This window comes from Streptomyces sp. SID13666 (genome assembly GCF_010548325.1).
Taxonomy (GTDB): Bacteria; Actinomycetota; Actinomycetes; order Streptomycetales; family Streptomycetaceae; genus Actinacidiphila; species Actinacidiphila fildesensis.
Genome location: NZ_JAAGLX010000004.1, coordinates 53978 through 68652, shown reverse-complemented (window position 1 = coordinate 68652; position 14675 = coordinate 53978). Strand labels below are relative to the sequence as shown.

14 protein-coding genes and 1 riboswitch are annotated in these 14675 nt (G+C 71.0%); of the genes, 13 read left to right on the top strand and 1 reads right to left on the bottom strand.

From position 1 onward, the window contains the following. Positions 1-115: 115 nt before the first annotated feature. Together G3I60_RS09295 and G3I60_RS09290 are read left to right on the top strand one after the other, a co-directional pair. Positions 116-1129 (top strand): glycosyltransferase family 2 protein, encoded by a 1014-nt coding sequence (locus G3I60_RS09295; protein ID WP_164296805.1) that lies wholly within the window; start codon positions 116-118, stop codon positions 1127-1129. Beyond that, positions 1129-1557 carry a GtrA family protein gene (locus G3I60_RS09290; protein ID WP_164296803.1) on the top strand — a complete coding sequence of 143 codons (429 nt, stop codon included), beginning with the start codon at positions 1129-1131 and terminating at the stop codon, positions 1555-1557. Before G3I60_RS09295 ends, G3I60_RS09290 begins: the two co-directional genes overlap by 1 nt. Here G3I60_RS09290 and G3I60_RS09285 read toward each other — a convergent pair. Beyond that, positions 1538-2968, bottom strand: coding sequence for a DUF2079 domain-containing protein (locus G3I60_RS09285; RefSeq protein WP_164296801.1), 1431 nt, complete (start codon positions 2966-2968; stop codon positions 1538-1540). The two genes, G3I60_RS09290 and G3I60_RS09285, sit on opposite strands and share 20 nt — an antisense overlap. Before the next feature lie 306 nt (positions 2969-3274). On the opposite strand from G3I60_RS09285, the gene G3I60_RS09280 reads away from it, so the two are divergent. The 11 genes from G3I60_RS09280 (at position 3275) to G3I60_RS09230 (ending at position 14657) form a co-directional block, all read left to right on the top strand. Next, positions 3275-3922, top strand: coding sequence for a hypothetical protein (locus G3I60_RS09280; protein ID WP_164606975.1), 648 nt, complete (start codon positions 3275-3277; stop codon positions 3920-3922). Beyond that, on the top strand, positions 3919-5478 hold the full coding sequence (locus tag G3I60_RS09275) for a serine/threonine-protein kinase (protein WP_138356089.1): 1560 nt from the start codon (positions 3919-3921) through the stop codon (positions 5476-5478). Before G3I60_RS09280 ends, G3I60_RS09275 begins: the two co-directional genes overlap by 4 nt. Before the next feature lie 68 nt (positions 5479-5546). Then, positions 5547-6263 (top strand): HNH endonuclease family protein, encoded by a 717-nt coding sequence (locus tag G3I60_RS09270; RefSeq protein ID WP_164296798.1) that lies wholly within the window; start codon positions 5547-5549, stop codon positions 6261-6263. A 125-nt stretch (positions 6264-6388) separates the two neighbouring features. Continuing rightward, complete coding sequence (locus tag G3I60_RS09265; RefSeq protein ID WP_164296796.1) at positions 6389-7030, top strand: SurA N-terminal domain-containing protein; 642 nt, start codon at positions 6389-6391, stop codon at positions 7028-7030. A 116-nt stretch (positions 7031-7146) separates the two neighbouring features. Then, positions 7147-8118 (top strand): nucleoside triphosphate pyrophosphohydrolase, encoded by a 972-nt coding sequence (locus G3I60_RS09260; protein WP_138356092.1) that lies wholly within the window; start codon positions 7147-7149, stop codon positions 8116-8118. A 77-nt stretch (positions 8119-8195) separates the two neighbouring features. After that, positions 8196-8897: an endonuclease V gene (locus G3I60_RS09255; protein WP_138356093.1), complete on the top strand. Its 702-nt coding sequence runs from the start codon at positions 8196-8198 to the stop codon at positions 8895-8897. After that, on the top strand, positions 8890-10203 hold the full coding sequence (locus tag G3I60_RS09250) for a cytochrome P450 (protein ID WP_164296794.1): 1314 nt from the start codon (positions 8890-8892) through the stop codon (positions 10201-10203). The genes G3I60_RS09255 and G3I60_RS09250 overlap by 8 nt, the downstream gene beginning before the upstream one ends. A 209-nt stretch (positions 10204-10412) precedes the next feature. After that, a complete protein-coding gene (locus G3I60_RS46335; protein WP_164296792.1) occupies positions 10413-11375 on the top strand; it encodes a transglycosylase family protein in 963 nt (320 codons plus the stop codon). 260 nt (positions 11376-11635) lie between these two features. After that, positions 11636-11808, top strand: a riboswitch (cyclic di-AMP (ydaO/yuaA leader). A gap of 4 nt (positions 11809-11812) precedes the next feature. Next, entirely contained in the window at positions 11813-12511 is a 699-nt protein-coding gene (locus G3I60_RS09240; protein WP_164296790.1) for a transglycosylase family protein, read from the top strand. A 243-nt stretch (positions 12512-12754) separates the two neighbouring features. After that, complete coding sequence (eno, locus tag G3I60_RS09235; protein WP_138356096.1) at positions 12755-14038, top strand: phosphopyruvate hydratase; 1284 nt, start codon at positions 12755-12757, stop codon at positions 14036-14038. Between the two features lie 115 nt (positions 14039-14153). Further along, complete coding sequence (locus tag G3I60_RS09230; protein WP_138356097.1) at positions 14154-14657, top strand: septum formation initiator family protein; 504 nt, start codon at positions 14154-14156, stop codon at positions 14655-14657. Positions 14658-14675 lie beyond the last annotated feature (18 nt).

Below are 14675 nucleotides of genomic sequence, written 5' to 3'. Positions count from 1 at the left end.
CCGCGCCGTGAGTCACGTGGCGTTCAGATCGCCGTCATGTGGCCCTTGCGCGGCGGCCGCGCGGGGGTCGTGTACCGCGGGCAGCATTTCCGTGTATCCCACGGAAAGTGAATCCATGCGCCTGTCCGTTGTCGTTCCCTGTTACAACGAGGAATCCGGTGTAGAGCTTTTCGACGCGAAGATCCGGGAGACCCTGGACCTCCTCCCCGTCGAGTACGAGCTCTGCTACGTGGACGACGGCAGCTCGGACGCGACGCTGGAACGCCTGCGGCGCCTGGCCGAGCAGCATGTGGGCAGCACCCGGTACGTCTCGTTCAGCCGGAACTTCGGCAAGGAGGCCGGCATGCTCGCGGGGCTCCGCGAGGCCACCGGCGACGCCGTCGTGCTGATGGACGCCGATCTGCAGCATCCGCCGGAGCTGATCGTGCGGATGCTGGAGCTGTTCAGCCGCGGCCACGACCAGGTGATAGCGCGCCGCACCAGGGAGGGCGACAAGTTCGTCCGCAGCACCGTGAGCCGGCTGTACTACCGGATGGTCAACAAGTGGGTCGACGTCGAACTGACCGACGGGGTCGGTGACTTCCGGCTGCTCTCCCGCCGCGCGGTCGACGCGCTGCTGTCGATGCCGGAGTACAACCGCTTCTCCAAGGGGCTGTTCTCCTGGATCGGCTTCGACACCGTCACCTTCGACTACCGCAACGCCGCCCGCGCCGCGGGGGAGACCAAGTGGCGGTTCGGGGCGCTGCTCAACTACGGGATCGACGGGCTGATCTCCTTCAACAACCGCCCGCTGCGGATGGGGATCCACCTCGGCCTCGCGCTGGCGGGCCTGGCCGGGCTGTACGCCGCCTGGGTCACGGTCGCCGCGGTGGTCGGCGGGGTGACCGCGCCCGGCTATGTGACACTGATCGTCGCCATCGTCGGGCTCGGCGGGCTGCAGATGATGATGCTGGGGCTGATGGGCGAGTACATCGGCCGTATCTACTACGAGTCCAAGCGGCGGCCGCACTTCCTCGTGAAGGAGACCAACGTGCCGCCCGCCACCTTCGGCGGCCCGGACAGCGCCCCCGCCAGCGGTGCGGCGCTGCTGGCGGAGCGCCCGGCGCCCGCGTCGGAGGGCCGGCGCTGATGCCCGTACGTCTCCTCCAGGTGGTGCGCTTCGGCCTGGTGGGTGTGGTGAACACCGGCACCTTCTACGGCTGCTACCTGCTCCTGCACCGCTGGATGCCCTACTACCCGGCGTATGTCGTGGCGTTCGTGCTGAGCATGATCGGCTCGTTCTTCCTCAACACGTACTTCACCTACCGGACCCGGCCGACCTGGCGGAAGTTCCTGTTCTTCCCGCTGACCAACCTGACGAACTTCACCGTCACCTCGGTCGGCATGTACGTCCTGGTGGAGTGGTGCGGGGTGGGGGAGAAGCCCGCCCCGCTGATCGCGGCGGCCGCCGCGATCCCCGTGACGTTCCTGCTCTCCCGGCGGATCCTGCTGACCCGCGAGCAGCCGGCCCCCGCCCAGGAGCCCGCCCTCACCCCGGCTACGCGCGACGCAGGATGACGTAGCCCTCGCTGTTGGCGATCTGGGTGTAGGCCGCCGACGGATGGAGCTGGTGGGCGTACTCGACCGGGTCGGGGACCCAGCCGTCCCCGTTGTCGATCGCGATGTAGTCGGGGACGACGTTCTTGGCCCCGCCGACCCAGTAGACGGTGCAGCGGTTGACGAGCCTGCTGATCGGCCCGACGTTGGCCTCGACGCTCGCACCGTCCGGGATCTGCCGCAGCAGCTTCTCGACGGCCTTGACGTGTTCGCCGGGCTGGTACGTGGCGGTGTGCGTGAGATCCGCCAGCGGGAGGGTGGTGCTCAGCGCCAGGGCCGCGGCCGCCACGGCGGCCGGCACCTGCGAGGCGTAGGAGCGCAGCCAGCCCCGCGGGCTGTTGCGCGACTCGTTGACGGCGTCGACGAGGGCGAGGAGGACGACGGGCATCAGCACGGCGCTGTAGTGCCAGTCCAGGCCCCAGTAGTGGTCGTCGTGGGAGATGAAGCGCCAGCCGATGGTGGGCAGCGCGGCGATCAGCAGCGGGGAGCGCAGCGCGAGCAGCCCGCTGGTCGGCAGCAGGATCCACAACAGGGTGCGCAGCGCGGTGTCCGGCGGAATGGTGCCGGCGACGGGCGCGCCGCTGCCGCCGAGCTTGTTCCAGTAGTCGTAGCCGCCGCTGTTGTTGAAGGCGGGGATGAGGACGCCGAAGGCGATGGCGGCGAAGGCGATACCGAAACCGATGAGCCAGATCGCGTACGACGCGGTCCGCGGATCCTCGCGCCGGGTCCGCAGCAGCACGACGACACCGATGGCGGCGACGGTCGCGCCCATGTCCTCCTTGACGAGGATCAGCGGCAGCGCCCACCACATGGCGGTCTTCCACCGCTTGCGCAGCACGGCCTCCAGGGAGAAGGCGAGCATCGGCATGGCGAAGGCGATCTCGTGGAAGTCGAACTCGATCGCCCGCTGCACCCCCCACGACAGGCCGTAGGCGACACCGACGGCCAGCCCCCGGCCGCGGCCGAGGAAGTGCGCAGCGACCCGGGTGACCGGGACGACGGAGAGCGCGAAGAGGAAGGCCTGCACCACGAGGAGGGTGACCGGGGTGGGAAAGACCCGGTAGAAGGGGGCGACGAGGGCCGTGATGGGGCTGAAGTGATCGCCGAGGATATTGGTCCCGGGGCCCTTGAGATCGGCGACCGGCGCCTGGAAGTGCGCATAGGACTTGATCGCCTGCTCGAAGATCCCGAGGTCCCAGGACATCGTCGCCATCCGCCGGAACCGGCACACCGACAGGGTGGCGTACGCGACGAAGAGCGCGCCGGCCAGCCAGTACGGGTCGAGCCGGGGGCGGAAGAGGCGCTGCAAGCGGCTGCCGGGAGAGGAGCTGTTCCCGTGCTGGGCGGGGATGGCCGCGGTAGCCATGTCCATGCTGCGTTCCTTTCGCACGGGAAGACGCGCGGCACCCTCGGCCGGTGCACGCCCGCCACGAAAAGATACGTGAGTGGCGCGGGTATGTGGTTCGGCCGGCCGTTCTCCGGTCACCGCAACCACTCGTATCGCAGTCTGCGTCGCTCTTGGTGACAGCGGCCGGACCGTCGGCCGGACGGTGGCGGGGGTGCACGGTGTTCGTGCGGGGTGTGGTCCGGTCCGAATTGTTGTGGCATCGCCAGACCGCTCGTCCGCCCCTGCCGATACGCTCGCTCTTCCAGCCGAGACTTTTGTTCAGGAGCAGCCATGAACGGCCCAGGCATCGTGCCGCCCCAGCCGAGTGACGGCACACGTTCCGGGCTGCGAGTCCTGTTCGTGCTGCTCGCGGTGCTGTCGTGCGGAATGCTCGCCTGGGCGCCGCTGCTGCGCGTCGCCCTGCTGCGCCGGCGCAACGCCGTGGACTGGGTGCTCTGCGGCGCCAGCTTCGTCCTGACCGTCGTACTGGTGGCGCTCCTCGGCAACGGCGGCGACAGCGGCGAGAGCGGCAACAGGAACAGCCCGCGGGACAACGCGGTGGTCTCCATCCTGGTGATCCAGGCCATCGCGGTGGCGGTGTACTACCTGGTCTCCGACATCCGGCACTTCCGGGAGGTGGACGCGCAGAACGCGTCCAGGGCGTACGGGCAGCAGCAGTTCCCCTACGCCGCCCCGCAGCCGCCGCGCCGGCAGGTGCAGCCGCAGGTGCACCAGACGCAGCTGCCGACCCCGCGCGCCGACTACAACCCGTACCGGGACACCCCCACCTCCACCCCGGCTCCCACCGCTCCGGTGGCCCCGGACCCGGCCGCGACGCCGACCCCGGGACCGGCCGGCACGCCCGCGCCGCGCATCGACCAGGTCCGCGCCGAGCTGGACGAGCTGAGTGACTACCTCCGCAAGGAAGAAGGCCGGTGAACGGCCGGCTCGTCGCGGGGCGGTACGAGCTGGCCACCGTTCTCGGCCAGGGCGGCATGGGCCAGGTCTGGACGGCGTACGACCGCCGACTGGACCGCCGGGTCGCGGTGAAGCTGCTGCGCCCCGACAAGGTCGCGGGCGGCGAGAACGTCGCCGAGCTGCGCCAGCGGTTCGACCGCGAGTGCCGGGTCACCGCCCAGGTCGACCACCCCGGCCTGGTCACCGTCCATGACGCGGGCACCGACGGCGACGAGCTGTACCTCGTCATGCAGCACGTCGAGGGCCAGGACCTGGCGGACCACCTCGCCGAGCACGACCCCTACCCGTGGCCCTGGGCGGTGGCGGTCGCCGCCCAGTTGTGCGCGGCGCTCTCCGCCGTCCACGCGGTGCCGATCGTGCACCGCGACCTGAAGCCGAGCAATGTGATGGTGCGCCCCGACGGCACCGTCGTCGTGCTCGACCTCGGCGTCGCGTCCGTCATGGACACCGACACCACCCGCCTCACCCACACCGGCACCCCGATCGGCAGCCCCGCGTACATGGCGCCGGAACAGGCGATGGGCGGCGCCGTCGGACCGCGCACCGACCTGTACGCGCTCGGGGTGGTCCTGCACGAACTGCTCAGCGGCAACGTCCCGTTCCACGGCTCCACCGCGCTCGGCGTCCTGCACCGCCATCTCTACGAGGCCCCGGTCGCGCTGCGCCAGCTGCGGCCCGAGGTGCCCGCGCCGCTGGAGTCCCTCGTCCTGCGGCTGCTCGCCAAGGACCCGCAGCACCGGCCCGCCGACGCCCAGCGCGTCTACGGTGAACTCGCGTCAATGCTCCCGTCCGCCGGGACCGCGCACGCGCAGCGCCCGCCCGGGCCGATGGACCCCACCCGCCCGTTCCTGCGCCCGCACGCCCCCTGGCCGGACCGGCCCGGTACCGGCCAGGAAGGTGTCCAGGTGCCGGCCATGCCGTCGACGCCGCCTTCCACCACGCCGACGCCGCCGGCGGGGCCGGACATCGCCGCCGCGGTCGACGAGGTCAGACGGCTGCTCGACGCGGGCCGCATCACGCAGGCCGTCGACATCCTCGGGGGCGTGCTGCCCGCCGCCGCCGCGAAGCACGGCGAGCACTCACCGATCGTGCGCATGCTGCGCAAGCAGTACGCCGCCACGCTCATGGAGGACGGCCAGTTCCGCCGCGCGTTCCCCGAACTGCGGCGGCTGGCGGACGAGTTCGCCACCCAGAGCGGTCCGGCCGACCGGCAGGTCCTGCAGTTCCGCTACGAGGCGGCGCAGTGCCTCGAACAGCTCGGCGAGGCCGGCGCCGCCCTCGGCGAATACCGCACCCTGCTGCCGTACTTCGAGCGGTACGCGGCCACCGACCCGGTCGTCCCGCTGGAGATCCGCCGCCGGATCGGCAACCTCCTGCTCTCCGTCGGCGACCGCGCCACCGCCCGGGAGGTGCTCGCACGGCTCCTCTACGACGCCGACCGCGTGCACGGACCGCACCATCCGTTCTGCGTCGAGTTGCGCCGCACCCTGGCATGGCTGGGCCAAGTGCGGGCATGAGGCGAGCAGATGGGTGGTCCGACCGGGCCGCTCCGGACGCCGGGCTGTCAACGCCATAAGGTGCGAGCATGGTCAAACGCGGGGCACGGGCACCACACATACTCCTCTGCGGGCTGGCGGTCGCCGGACTGCTCGGCGCGGCGGGCTGCAAGGCCGACACCGCGGGCGGTGCCGGGAACGGCAACGGCAACGGACCGGGGAAGTCGGCTCCCGGCGGCAGCGCGCTGGCCGCCGTCGACTCCCTGACCGTCAAGGGACGAGCGCCGAAGACCGGTTACACGCGGGAGAAGTTCGGCAAGTCCTGGGTCGACACCGACCACAACGGCTGCGGGACGCGCGACGACATACTGAAGCGCGACCTCACCGCGGAAACGTTCCGCGTGGAGAAGGGCGGCGACTGCGTCGTCACCTCGGGGAAGCTGGACGACCCGTACACCGGGCAGCAGCTCACCTACACCCGGGGCAAGAGCACGATCGACATCGACCACGCGGTCGCGCTCTCCGACGCCTGGCAGAAGGGCGCCGGGCAGTGGACGACCGACAAGCGGGTGCAGTTCGCCAACGACCCGATGAACCTCATCGCCGCCGACGCGTCCGCCAACCGCTCCAAGGGCGACGGCGACACCGCGACGTGGCTGCCGCCGAACAAGGGCTACCGGTGCGCGTACGTGGCGCGGCAGGTCGCGGTGAAGAAGAAGTACGGGGTGTGGGTCACCGCCGCCGAGAAGGACGCGATGCGCAAGCAGCTGAACACCTGCCCGAACGAGAAGCTGCCCACCAGCTGAGCCGTTCGGGTTCGGCCGGACACGGCCCAGTTCGGCGGAGTGCTGGATATCGAAGCGGTCCGCTCCATATCCTCGATCTTCGCAAGGTCGAAGCACCGCCGCTCGATCCCATGCCGGGAGGCACCATGGTCCGCCGACGCACCGCCGTCTCGCTCGCCGCCGCCGCACTCGTGGCGATGACCCCTGTGATCAGCGCGTGCGGCACCCCGCACGCGGGGGCCGCCGCAGTGGTGGAGAACGAGACGATCTCCGTCTCGGACCTCCAGTCGAAGGTCAACGCGGTCCGCACCGCGCAGGAGAAGTCGCCCCAGGCGGCGGCCCTCATCGAGGGCAGCAGCGACCTGACCAGCCAGACGCTCGGCACGATGGTGGTGACCCGGCTGCTGGACCGCGTCGCCAAGGACGCGGGGGTCACGGTCACCCGCTCCGACGTCGGGCAGATGCGGACGGCGCTGGAGGCCCAGTCCGGCGGGCCGGACGCGCTGGCGCCCGCGCTGCTGGAGAAGTACAACGTCGCGCCCTCCGACATCGACGCCTTCTGCCGGCTGCAGGTCGAGGCGGGCAAGATCATCTCCAGTCTCGGCGTCGAGCCCGGCAGCGACGGCGGAAGCGCGGCCCTGAACCAGCTGCTCGCCAAGACCGGCAAGGACATGAAGATCGACGTGAATCCCCGCTACGGCACCTGGGACGTCCAGAACGCCCGCCTGGGCGCCACCCACGAACCGTGGCTCGTCCCCGTGGCGGCCGCCCCCGTCCAGGGCGCCTGACCTCGACCGGGCGGCCGGCCCACCCCGGCCGCCCGGGGCCGGACCCGGGGGTCCGCTCCCGGGACGGGGCGGAGCAGGGGCGCGGGGCGGGGTAGGTTCGAGCGGTGGATGACTTGATGACCCCCGCGCCAGGCCGCCTCGTACTGCTCACCACCAGCCACCGTGTGGCACCCGGTCTGCTGTCGTGGCCCGCGTGGGAACTGCTGCGCGGTGCCGACCAGGTCATCTGCGCCGACCCCGGGCATCCGCAGCTTCCGTATCTGCGGGAGGCGGGCGTACGCGTCGTGCACGCGGCGCCGACCGGGCGGGAACTGGTGGACGCCACCGCCGGTGAGCGGACCGTCGTCTATCTGCCGGCCGCCGACAACGACCCCGCGGTCACCGACGAACTGGCCCGCCTCGGCGGGTCGGGGCGGGTCGCGATGCCGGACCTGGAACTGCTGCCCGGCTCGTACGACCTGCCGGGCGCGCGGCTGCTCGATCTCGTGCAGGTCATGGACCGGATCCGCGCGGAGTGCCCGTGGACCCGTGAGCAGACCCACACGGACCTCGCCAAGTACGGCATCGAGGAGATGTACGAACTGGTCGAGGCGATCGAGGAGGGCGACCGGGAGTCGCTGCGCGAGGAGCTCGGGGACGTACTGCTGCAGGTCGTCTTCCACTCCCGGATCGCAGAGGAGGACGCGGAGGAGCCGTTCTCGGTAGACGACGTCGCCGGCACGATCGTCGACAAGCTGATCCACCGGCACCCGCACATCTTCGGGGACGAGGTCGCCGAGACCCCCGAGGCCGTCCAGGCGAACTGGGTCCGGCTCAAGGCCGTGGAGAAGCAGCGCGACTCGGTGACGGACGGGGTGCCCGTCGGGCAGCCGGCGCTCGCGCTGGCCGCGCAGCTCAGCGGCCGGGCGCGCAGGGCCGGGCTGCCGGTGCCGGACGCCGCCGGCGTCGAGGTGCCGTCGGACCAGACGGCGCTCGGCGACCTGCTGCTGGCACTGGCCTCCGCGGCCACCGCCGCCGGGCTCGACCCGGAATCCGCGCTGCGGGCCGCCGCCCGCCGCTACCGCGACACCCTGCGCGCAGCCGAATAGACCGACGGAGCAGGCAGGGGATGTCCGGCGCGGAAACCGGGGCGACCGGGCTCCGGGCCGCAACGTAGCGTTCTGCCATGCAGATTGATGTGCCGCACGAGTGGCCCGCCGGTGAGGCGCAGGCGCTGGAGATCCAGGACCGGCTGCGGGCGCGGGCGGACCATCGCGGGCCAGGCCCGCGCGAGCCGCGCTTCGTCGCCGGGCTGGACGTCGCGTACGCGGGCGACGGGAACGGCACGGGCGACCGGGTGGCCGCGGCCGTCGTCGTACTGGACGCGCGGACGCTCGCGCCGGTGGAGCAGGCGACAGCCGTCGCCGAGACCTCGTTCCCTTATGTCCCGGGGCTGTTCGCGTTCCGCGAGCTGCCCGCCCTGGTCGAGGCGCTGCGCAAGCTGAGCACCGTCCCGGATCTGCTGGTCTGCGACGGTCACGGGCTGGCGCACCCCCGGCGGTTCGGCCTCGCCTGCCACCTCGGGGTGATCACCGGCATTCCGACCGCCGGGGTCGCGAAGACACCGTTCACCGGACGCCACGACCCGGCCGCGCTGGGCCCGGAACGCGGGGCGTTCGTACCGCTCGTCGACGACGGGGAGACCGTGGGCCGCGTGCTGCGCACCCAGCGGGGCGTCAAACCGGTCTATGTGTCGACAGGGCACCGCATCGACCTGGACACCGCGTGCCGGCACGTCCTCGCGCTGGCGCCGGAGTACCGGCTGCCGCAGACGACCCGGCTCGCCGATCGGCTCTGCCGGGACGCGCTAGCGTCAGGGGGTGCCTGACGAGACTGCCGCAACCCCCGCGCCCACCCCCGCCACCCCTCCCGCCCCCACCCTCTTCACCTGGGAGTTCGCCGCCGATCCGTACCCGGCGTACGCCTGGCTGCGCGAGCACTCGCCGGTGCACAGGACCACGCTCCCCAGCGGCGTCGACGCCTGGCTGGTGACGCGGTACGCGGACGCGCGGCAGGCGCTGGCGGACGCGCGGCTCAGCAAGAACCGGGGTCATCACAGCGAGGGCGCCAACGCCAAGAACAAGGTGGGCATCCCCGGCGAGCGCGGCGCGGATCTGATGACGCACCTGCTGAACATCGATCCGCCGGACCACACCCGGCTGCGGCGGCTCGTCTCCAAGGCGTTCACCCCGCGCCGGATCGCGGAGTTCGCACCGCGGGTGCAGGAGCTGACCGACCGGCTCATCGACGGTCTGCAGGTGGACGAGGCGGGCGCGGTGAAGTCGGAGGCGGACCTCATCCACGAGTTCGCGTTCCCGCTCCCCATCTACACGATCTGCGATCTGCTGGGCGTCCCGCCCGAGGACCAGGACGACTTCCGGGACTGGGCGGGCATGATGATCCGCCACGGCGGCGGCCCGCGCGGCGGCGTCGCCCGGTCGGTGAAGAAGATGCGGGCGTATCTGCTGGAGCTGATCCACCGCAAGCGCGCGGACCCCGGCGACGATCTGATCTCCGGGCTCATCAAGGCGAGCGACCACGGTGAGCACCTGTCGGAGAACGAGGCCGCCGCGATGGCCTTCATCCTCCTTTTTGCTGGTTTTGAAACTACGGTCAACTTGATCGGTAACGGCGTGTACACGCTGCTGCGCCATCCCGAGCAACGCGCCCAGCTCCAGGCGTCCATCGCCCGTGGTGAGACGGACCTCCTGGAGACCGCGGTGGAGGAACTGCTGCGGTACGACGGGCCGGTCGAGCTGGCGACGTGGCGGTTCGCGACGCAGTCGCTGACGATCGGCGGGCAGCGGATCGGGGAGGGCGAGCCGGTGCTGGTGGTGCTGGCGGCGGCCGACCGCGACCCCGACCGGTTCGACGGACCCGACACGTTGGACCTGGCGCGCCGCGACAACCAGCACGTCGGCTACGGGCACGGCATCCACTACTGCCTGGGCGCCCCGCTGGCCCGCCTGGAGGCGCAGTCCGCGCTCGCGACGCTGCTGACCCGGCTCCCGGACCTGCGGCTGGCGGCCGAGCCGGACGACCTGCGGTGGCGCGGCGGCCTCATCATGCGCGGGCTGCGGACGCTGCCGGTGGGTTTCACCCCCGAAACCGGAATCCTCGAATCGACGTCCTGAGTCCAGCCTTTCACACTGTTAAACCCTGACGGGACGTCAAAAATGTCCCGTACAAGAGGTAAGGGCTGAAATCGACCGTGACCTCAGCGTGATGCCCGCTACACCGACTTGTGATGCGATGGTCAACACCGCTACGTTCTGCGGTCATCGCAGGCTTCTCGAAGATGACGCAGGACCGTAGTCGATGTTTTTTGGAGAAGGGTGACCGCATGCTGAAGTCCGGGAACGGCAGACACCGCCGACCGCGCCAGGCCCCGACCGCCATCGTGGTGGTCGCGGCGACCGGAGCGGGGATCGCACTCCCGTTGCTCGGTGCGGGCGCCGCGCAGGCGGCCGATGCCACGGTCTGGGACAAGGTGGCGGTATGTGAGAGCGGCGGCATGTGGAGTGCCAACCCCGGCAACGGCTTCTACGGTGGTCTGTCCATCACCGAGGACACCTGGGAGCAGTACGGCGGCACGGTCTACGCCGAGCGCCCCGACCTGGCGAGCCGCTCGCAGCAGATAGCCGTGGCCGAGACGCTGCTCAAGGAACTCGGGCCGGACGCCTGGCCCGGTTGCTCGGGACCCGCGGGACTCGTGACCGGCGGAGCGCCGCCGAAGATCGACCCGGGCTCGATCCTGCCCCCGCTGGTCACCACGAAGCCGACGGCGCCCACCACGACGCCGACGACACCCGCGGCGCCCACGACGCCGACGACTCCTCCGGCGTCCACCACGCCGACGACTCCGTCGACGCCGACCGGCACTCCGACGACCGACCCGACGGCCGATCCTTCGGACGGCACCACGCCGGCCACCACGCCGACCGCCCCGAGCCCCTCCTCGGACCTGGCGGACACCACGCCGGGAGCCGCGGGCAAGACCCCGGGCAAGCACGCGAAGCCCGGATCGCCGGACTCCTCCGACGGGCAGAGCGCCGACCGCGCCTCGCGCGACGCCGACCGGTCCGCGGGTGCCGCCGACGGTCTGAACGGTGATCAGAACACCGGTCAGGGCGACGTGGCGGCCAACGGCGACTACGTCGTCGTGCCGGGCGACAACCTCTGCGACATCGCCGCCGACCATCATCTGCAGGGTGGATGGAAGGCGCTTTATGGGGCAAATGACCAGATTGTTGGGGACAATCCCGACCTGATTCTCCCTGGGCAGCACCTGGACTTGAGCTTCTGAGACCGCTCAACACGATCCCGGCACCCCGGACCTTGTGACAAGGGTCTCCGTGGCGGCTGTGACGGCTCGCTCGCACTGCACCGCTTTTCTCCCTTCCGACCTGCGGTTCTGTGGGTCCGCTCAGCCGGATGGGGGAGTTGCTGTACGACCCCGGGATGTTTGTCCTCGCCGGGATCGTGTGTTTAACGTCGTACTGCTCGCCACAGCGGGCCCCGCCGGTCAGGATCGCCGAGTCCTGCCGCCGACCGACGGGAACAGTCGACGCGAAAGCGCCGTAGGCAGGAGCGGGGGACCCAAGGTCTTCCGCCGGCCCGGCCCCGAACTCGTGGGGGACGGACCGGCTTGGGGTGAAGCAGCACGGCGAGAGCCGCGCAGCCGGGCAACTCACGCCCGAACCCGACAGCTGACCTCGTAGGCGTCGGTGAGGATGAACAACCATGGCTAAGCACCGTCGCCCGTCCAAGTTCACCCGAATTGCCGCGATTGCCGGTGTCACCACCGCCGCGATCGCCGTTCCGCTGCTGGGTGCCACCGGCGCCTCCGCCGCTTCGGTCGCCACCTGGGACGCTGTCGCCCAGTGCGAGTCCGGCGGCAACTGGTCGATCAACACCGGTAACGGCTACTACGGCGGCCTGCAGTTCTCGCAGTCCAGCTGGGAAGCCGCCGGCGGCACCGCGTACGCCGCCCGTGCCGACCTCGCCACCAAGGACCAGCAGATCGCGGTAGCCGAGAAGCTGCTCGCCCTGCAGGGCCCGGGTGCCTGGGCCTGCGCCGGCGCCGGCAACCTGACCGCCGGTGGCCCGGCCGCCGACGTGAACACCGGTTCCTCGACGAAGAGCACCCCGTCGAAGAGCACCACCTCGCGCGACACCTCGGACACCGCCAGCCGCGGCAAGTCCGAGAACCGCGCCCCGGTCAAGAAGACCAAGCCCGCCGCCAAGCCGGCCGAGACCAAGAAGGCCGCCCCGGTCCAGCAGGGCAACGGCGAGTACAAGGTCGTCACCGGCGACAGCCTTTCCGAGATCGCCCAGGCGCACCACGTCGCCGGCGGCTGGGAGAAGCTGTTCGAGCTGAACAAGAGCATCGTCAGCGACGCCGACCTGATCTACCCGGGCCAGCAGCTGCACCTCAGCTGAGACCGATAGCCCTACCCCAAGACTCCCCGGCCAGGCACGCACTCCCCCCGAGCGTGCCGGGCCGGGGTTTTGGCGTCGGCCACCGCGGCGTAAGGCGCCGTTGGTCACCTGTTGTCAGCCTTTGGGCCCTTTTTCGTCTCATGAGTCGGCCGATCGACTGGTCTACCCTCCCCGGGCGGTTAGGCTCGTGCCGCAAGAGCAGAGAGACACGCATCAGCTGTACACAGCCTGAAGGAGACACTCGTGCCGTCCATCGACGTCGTCGTAGCCCGGGAAATCCTCGACTCACGAGGCAACCCCACCGTCGAGGTCGAGGTCGGCCTCGACGACGGCAGCACCGGCCGTGCGGCCGTGCCGTCCGGTGCCTCGACCGGAGCCTTCGAGGCCCTGGAGCTTCGCGACGGTGACAAGAGCCGCTACATGGGCAAGGGCGTCGAGAAGGCCGTTCTCGCCGTCATCGAGCAGATCGGCCCGGAGCTGGTCGGCTACGACGCCACCGAGCAGCGGCTGATCGACCAGGCGATGTTCGACCTGGATGCCACCCCGGACAAGTCCTCGCTCGGCGCCAACGCCATCCTCGGCGTCTCGCTCGCCGTCGCGCACGCCGCCTCCGAGGCGTCCGACCTGCCGCTCTTCCGCTACCTCGGCGGCCCGAACGCGCACGTGCTGCCGGTCCCGATGATGAACATCCTGAACGGCGGGTCGCACGCCGACTCGAACGTGGACATCCAGGAGTTCATGATCGCGCCGATCGGTGCCGAGTCCTTCTCCGAGGCCCTGCGCTGGGGCGCCGAGGTCTACCACACGCTGAAGGGCGTGCTGAAGGAGCGCGGGCTGTCCACCGGCCTGGGCGACGAGGGCGGCTTCGCGCCGAACCTCGACTCCAACCGCGAGGCGCTCGACCTCATCGTCGAGGCCATCAAGAAGGCCGGCTACCAGCCGGGCCAGGACATCGCGCTCGCGCTCGACGTCGCCGCCTCCGAGTTCCACAACGAGGACGGTTCGTACGACTTCGAGGGCAAGAAGATCTCCGCCGGCGAGCTCTCGGACTACTACGCCGAGCTGGTCGCCGCGTACCCGCTGGTCTCCATCGAGGACCCGCTGAACGAGGAGGACTGGGAGGGCTGGAAGGCTCTCACCGCCAAGCTCGGCGACAAGGTCCAGATCGTCGGCGACGACCTCTTCGTCACCAACCCGGAGCGCCTGCAGCGCGGTATCGACGAGGGCTCGGCCAACGCGCTGCTCGTCAAGGTCAACCAGATCGGCTCGCTCACCGAGACCCTCGACGCGGTCGAGCTGGCCCAGCGCAACGGCTTCAAGTGCATGATGTCGCACCGCTCCGGTGAGACCGAGGACGTCACCATCGCCGACCTCGCCGTCGCCACCAACTGCGGCCAGATCAAGACCGGCGCCCCGGCCCGCTCCGAGCGCGTCGCCAAGTACAACCAGCTCCTGCGCATCGAGGAGATCCTGGACGACGCGGCGGTCTACGCCGGCCGTTCCGCGTTCCCCCGCTTCAAGGGCTGACCCGGCCGGTCCGACGGCTGATCGGCGGCACCGCCCGCACGTCTGACCTACGTCCCCGCGCCCGGTCCCGTACCGTGGCCGGGGACGTAGGTACGTGCGGACGAGGGGAGACGGCGTGGGGGCGGATCGGTTCTCCACCGCGGCGCGGCTGAAGGCGATCGGCCAGGAGGCGCAGGCCCGCGTCTACCGCGCGGCGACCAGGCGCCCCGCCCCCCGGCGCAGCAAGCTCACCGGGCGGGCCGCGCTGCTGGCGCTCGTGCTCTGTGCGCTGATCGTCGCTCTCGCCTATCCGATGCGGCAGTACATCGCCCAGCGCTCGGACATCGCCGACCAGCGCAAGGAGGCCCAGCAGGCCAAGCAGCGCGTCGAGCAGCTGCGCGAGGAGAAGGCCCGCTGGCAGGACAACGAGTACGTGAAGACCCAGGCCCGCAAGCGGCTGCACTTCATGCTGCCCGGTGAGACCGGCTATACGGTGGTGAGCCCGACCCCGAGCGGCGCCCCCGACAGCGACCCCGCCGGCCGCCGGTCCTCGGACGAGGCCGCCGCGCACCGCCCCTGGTACGACAATTTCTGGGACAGCGTCGACCACGCCGACGCCGCCGGGACCCCCCGGCGGTAGCCGGGCACCGCCCGCCGC

What these genes read in the sequence shown, in the direction of transcription:
- G3I60_RS09285 (WP_164296801.1), bottom strand. Translation starts at nt 2,968, where the DNA reads ATGGACATGGCTACCGCGGCCATCCCCGCCCAGCACGGGAACAGCTCC.
- G3I60_RS09295 (WP_164296805.1), top strand. Translation starts at nt 116, where the DNA reads ATGCGCCTGTCCGTTGTCGTTCCCTGTTACAACGAGGAATCCGGTGTA.
- G3I60_RS09265 (WP_164296796.1), top strand. Translation starts at nt 6,389, where the DNA reads ATGGTCCGCCGACGCACCGCCGTCTCGCTCGCCGCCGCCGCACTCGTG.
- G3I60_RS09270 (WP_164296798.1), top strand. Translation starts at nt 5,547, where the DNA reads ATGGTCAAACGCGGGGCACGGGCACCACACATACTCCTCTGCGGGCTG.
- G3I60_RS09260 (WP_138356092.1), top strand. Translation starts at nt 7,147, where the DNA reads ATGACCCCCGCGCCAGGCCGCCTCGTACTGCTCACCACCAGCCACCGT.
- G3I60_RS09290 (WP_164296803.1), top strand. Translation starts at nt 1,129, where the DNA reads ATGCCCGTACGTCTCCTCCAGGTGGTGCGCTTCGGCCTGGTGGGTGTG.
- G3I60_RS46335 (WP_164296792.1), top strand. Translation starts at nt 10,413, where the DNA reads ATGCTGAAGTCCGGGAACGGCAGACACCGCCGACCGCGCCAGGCCCCG.
- G3I60_RS09280 (WP_164606975.1), top strand. Translation starts at nt 3,275, where the DNA reads ATGAACGGCCCAGGCATCGTGCCGCCCCAGCCGAGTGACGGCACACGT.
- G3I60_RS09240 (WP_164296790.1), top strand. Translation starts at nt 11,813, where the DNA reads ATGGCTAAGCACCGTCGCCCGTCCAAGTTCACCCGAATTGCCGCGATT.
- G3I60_RS09255 (WP_138356093.1), top strand. Translation starts at nt 8,196, where the DNA reads ATGCAGATTGATGTGCCGCACGAGTGGCCCGCCGGTGAGGCGCAGGCG.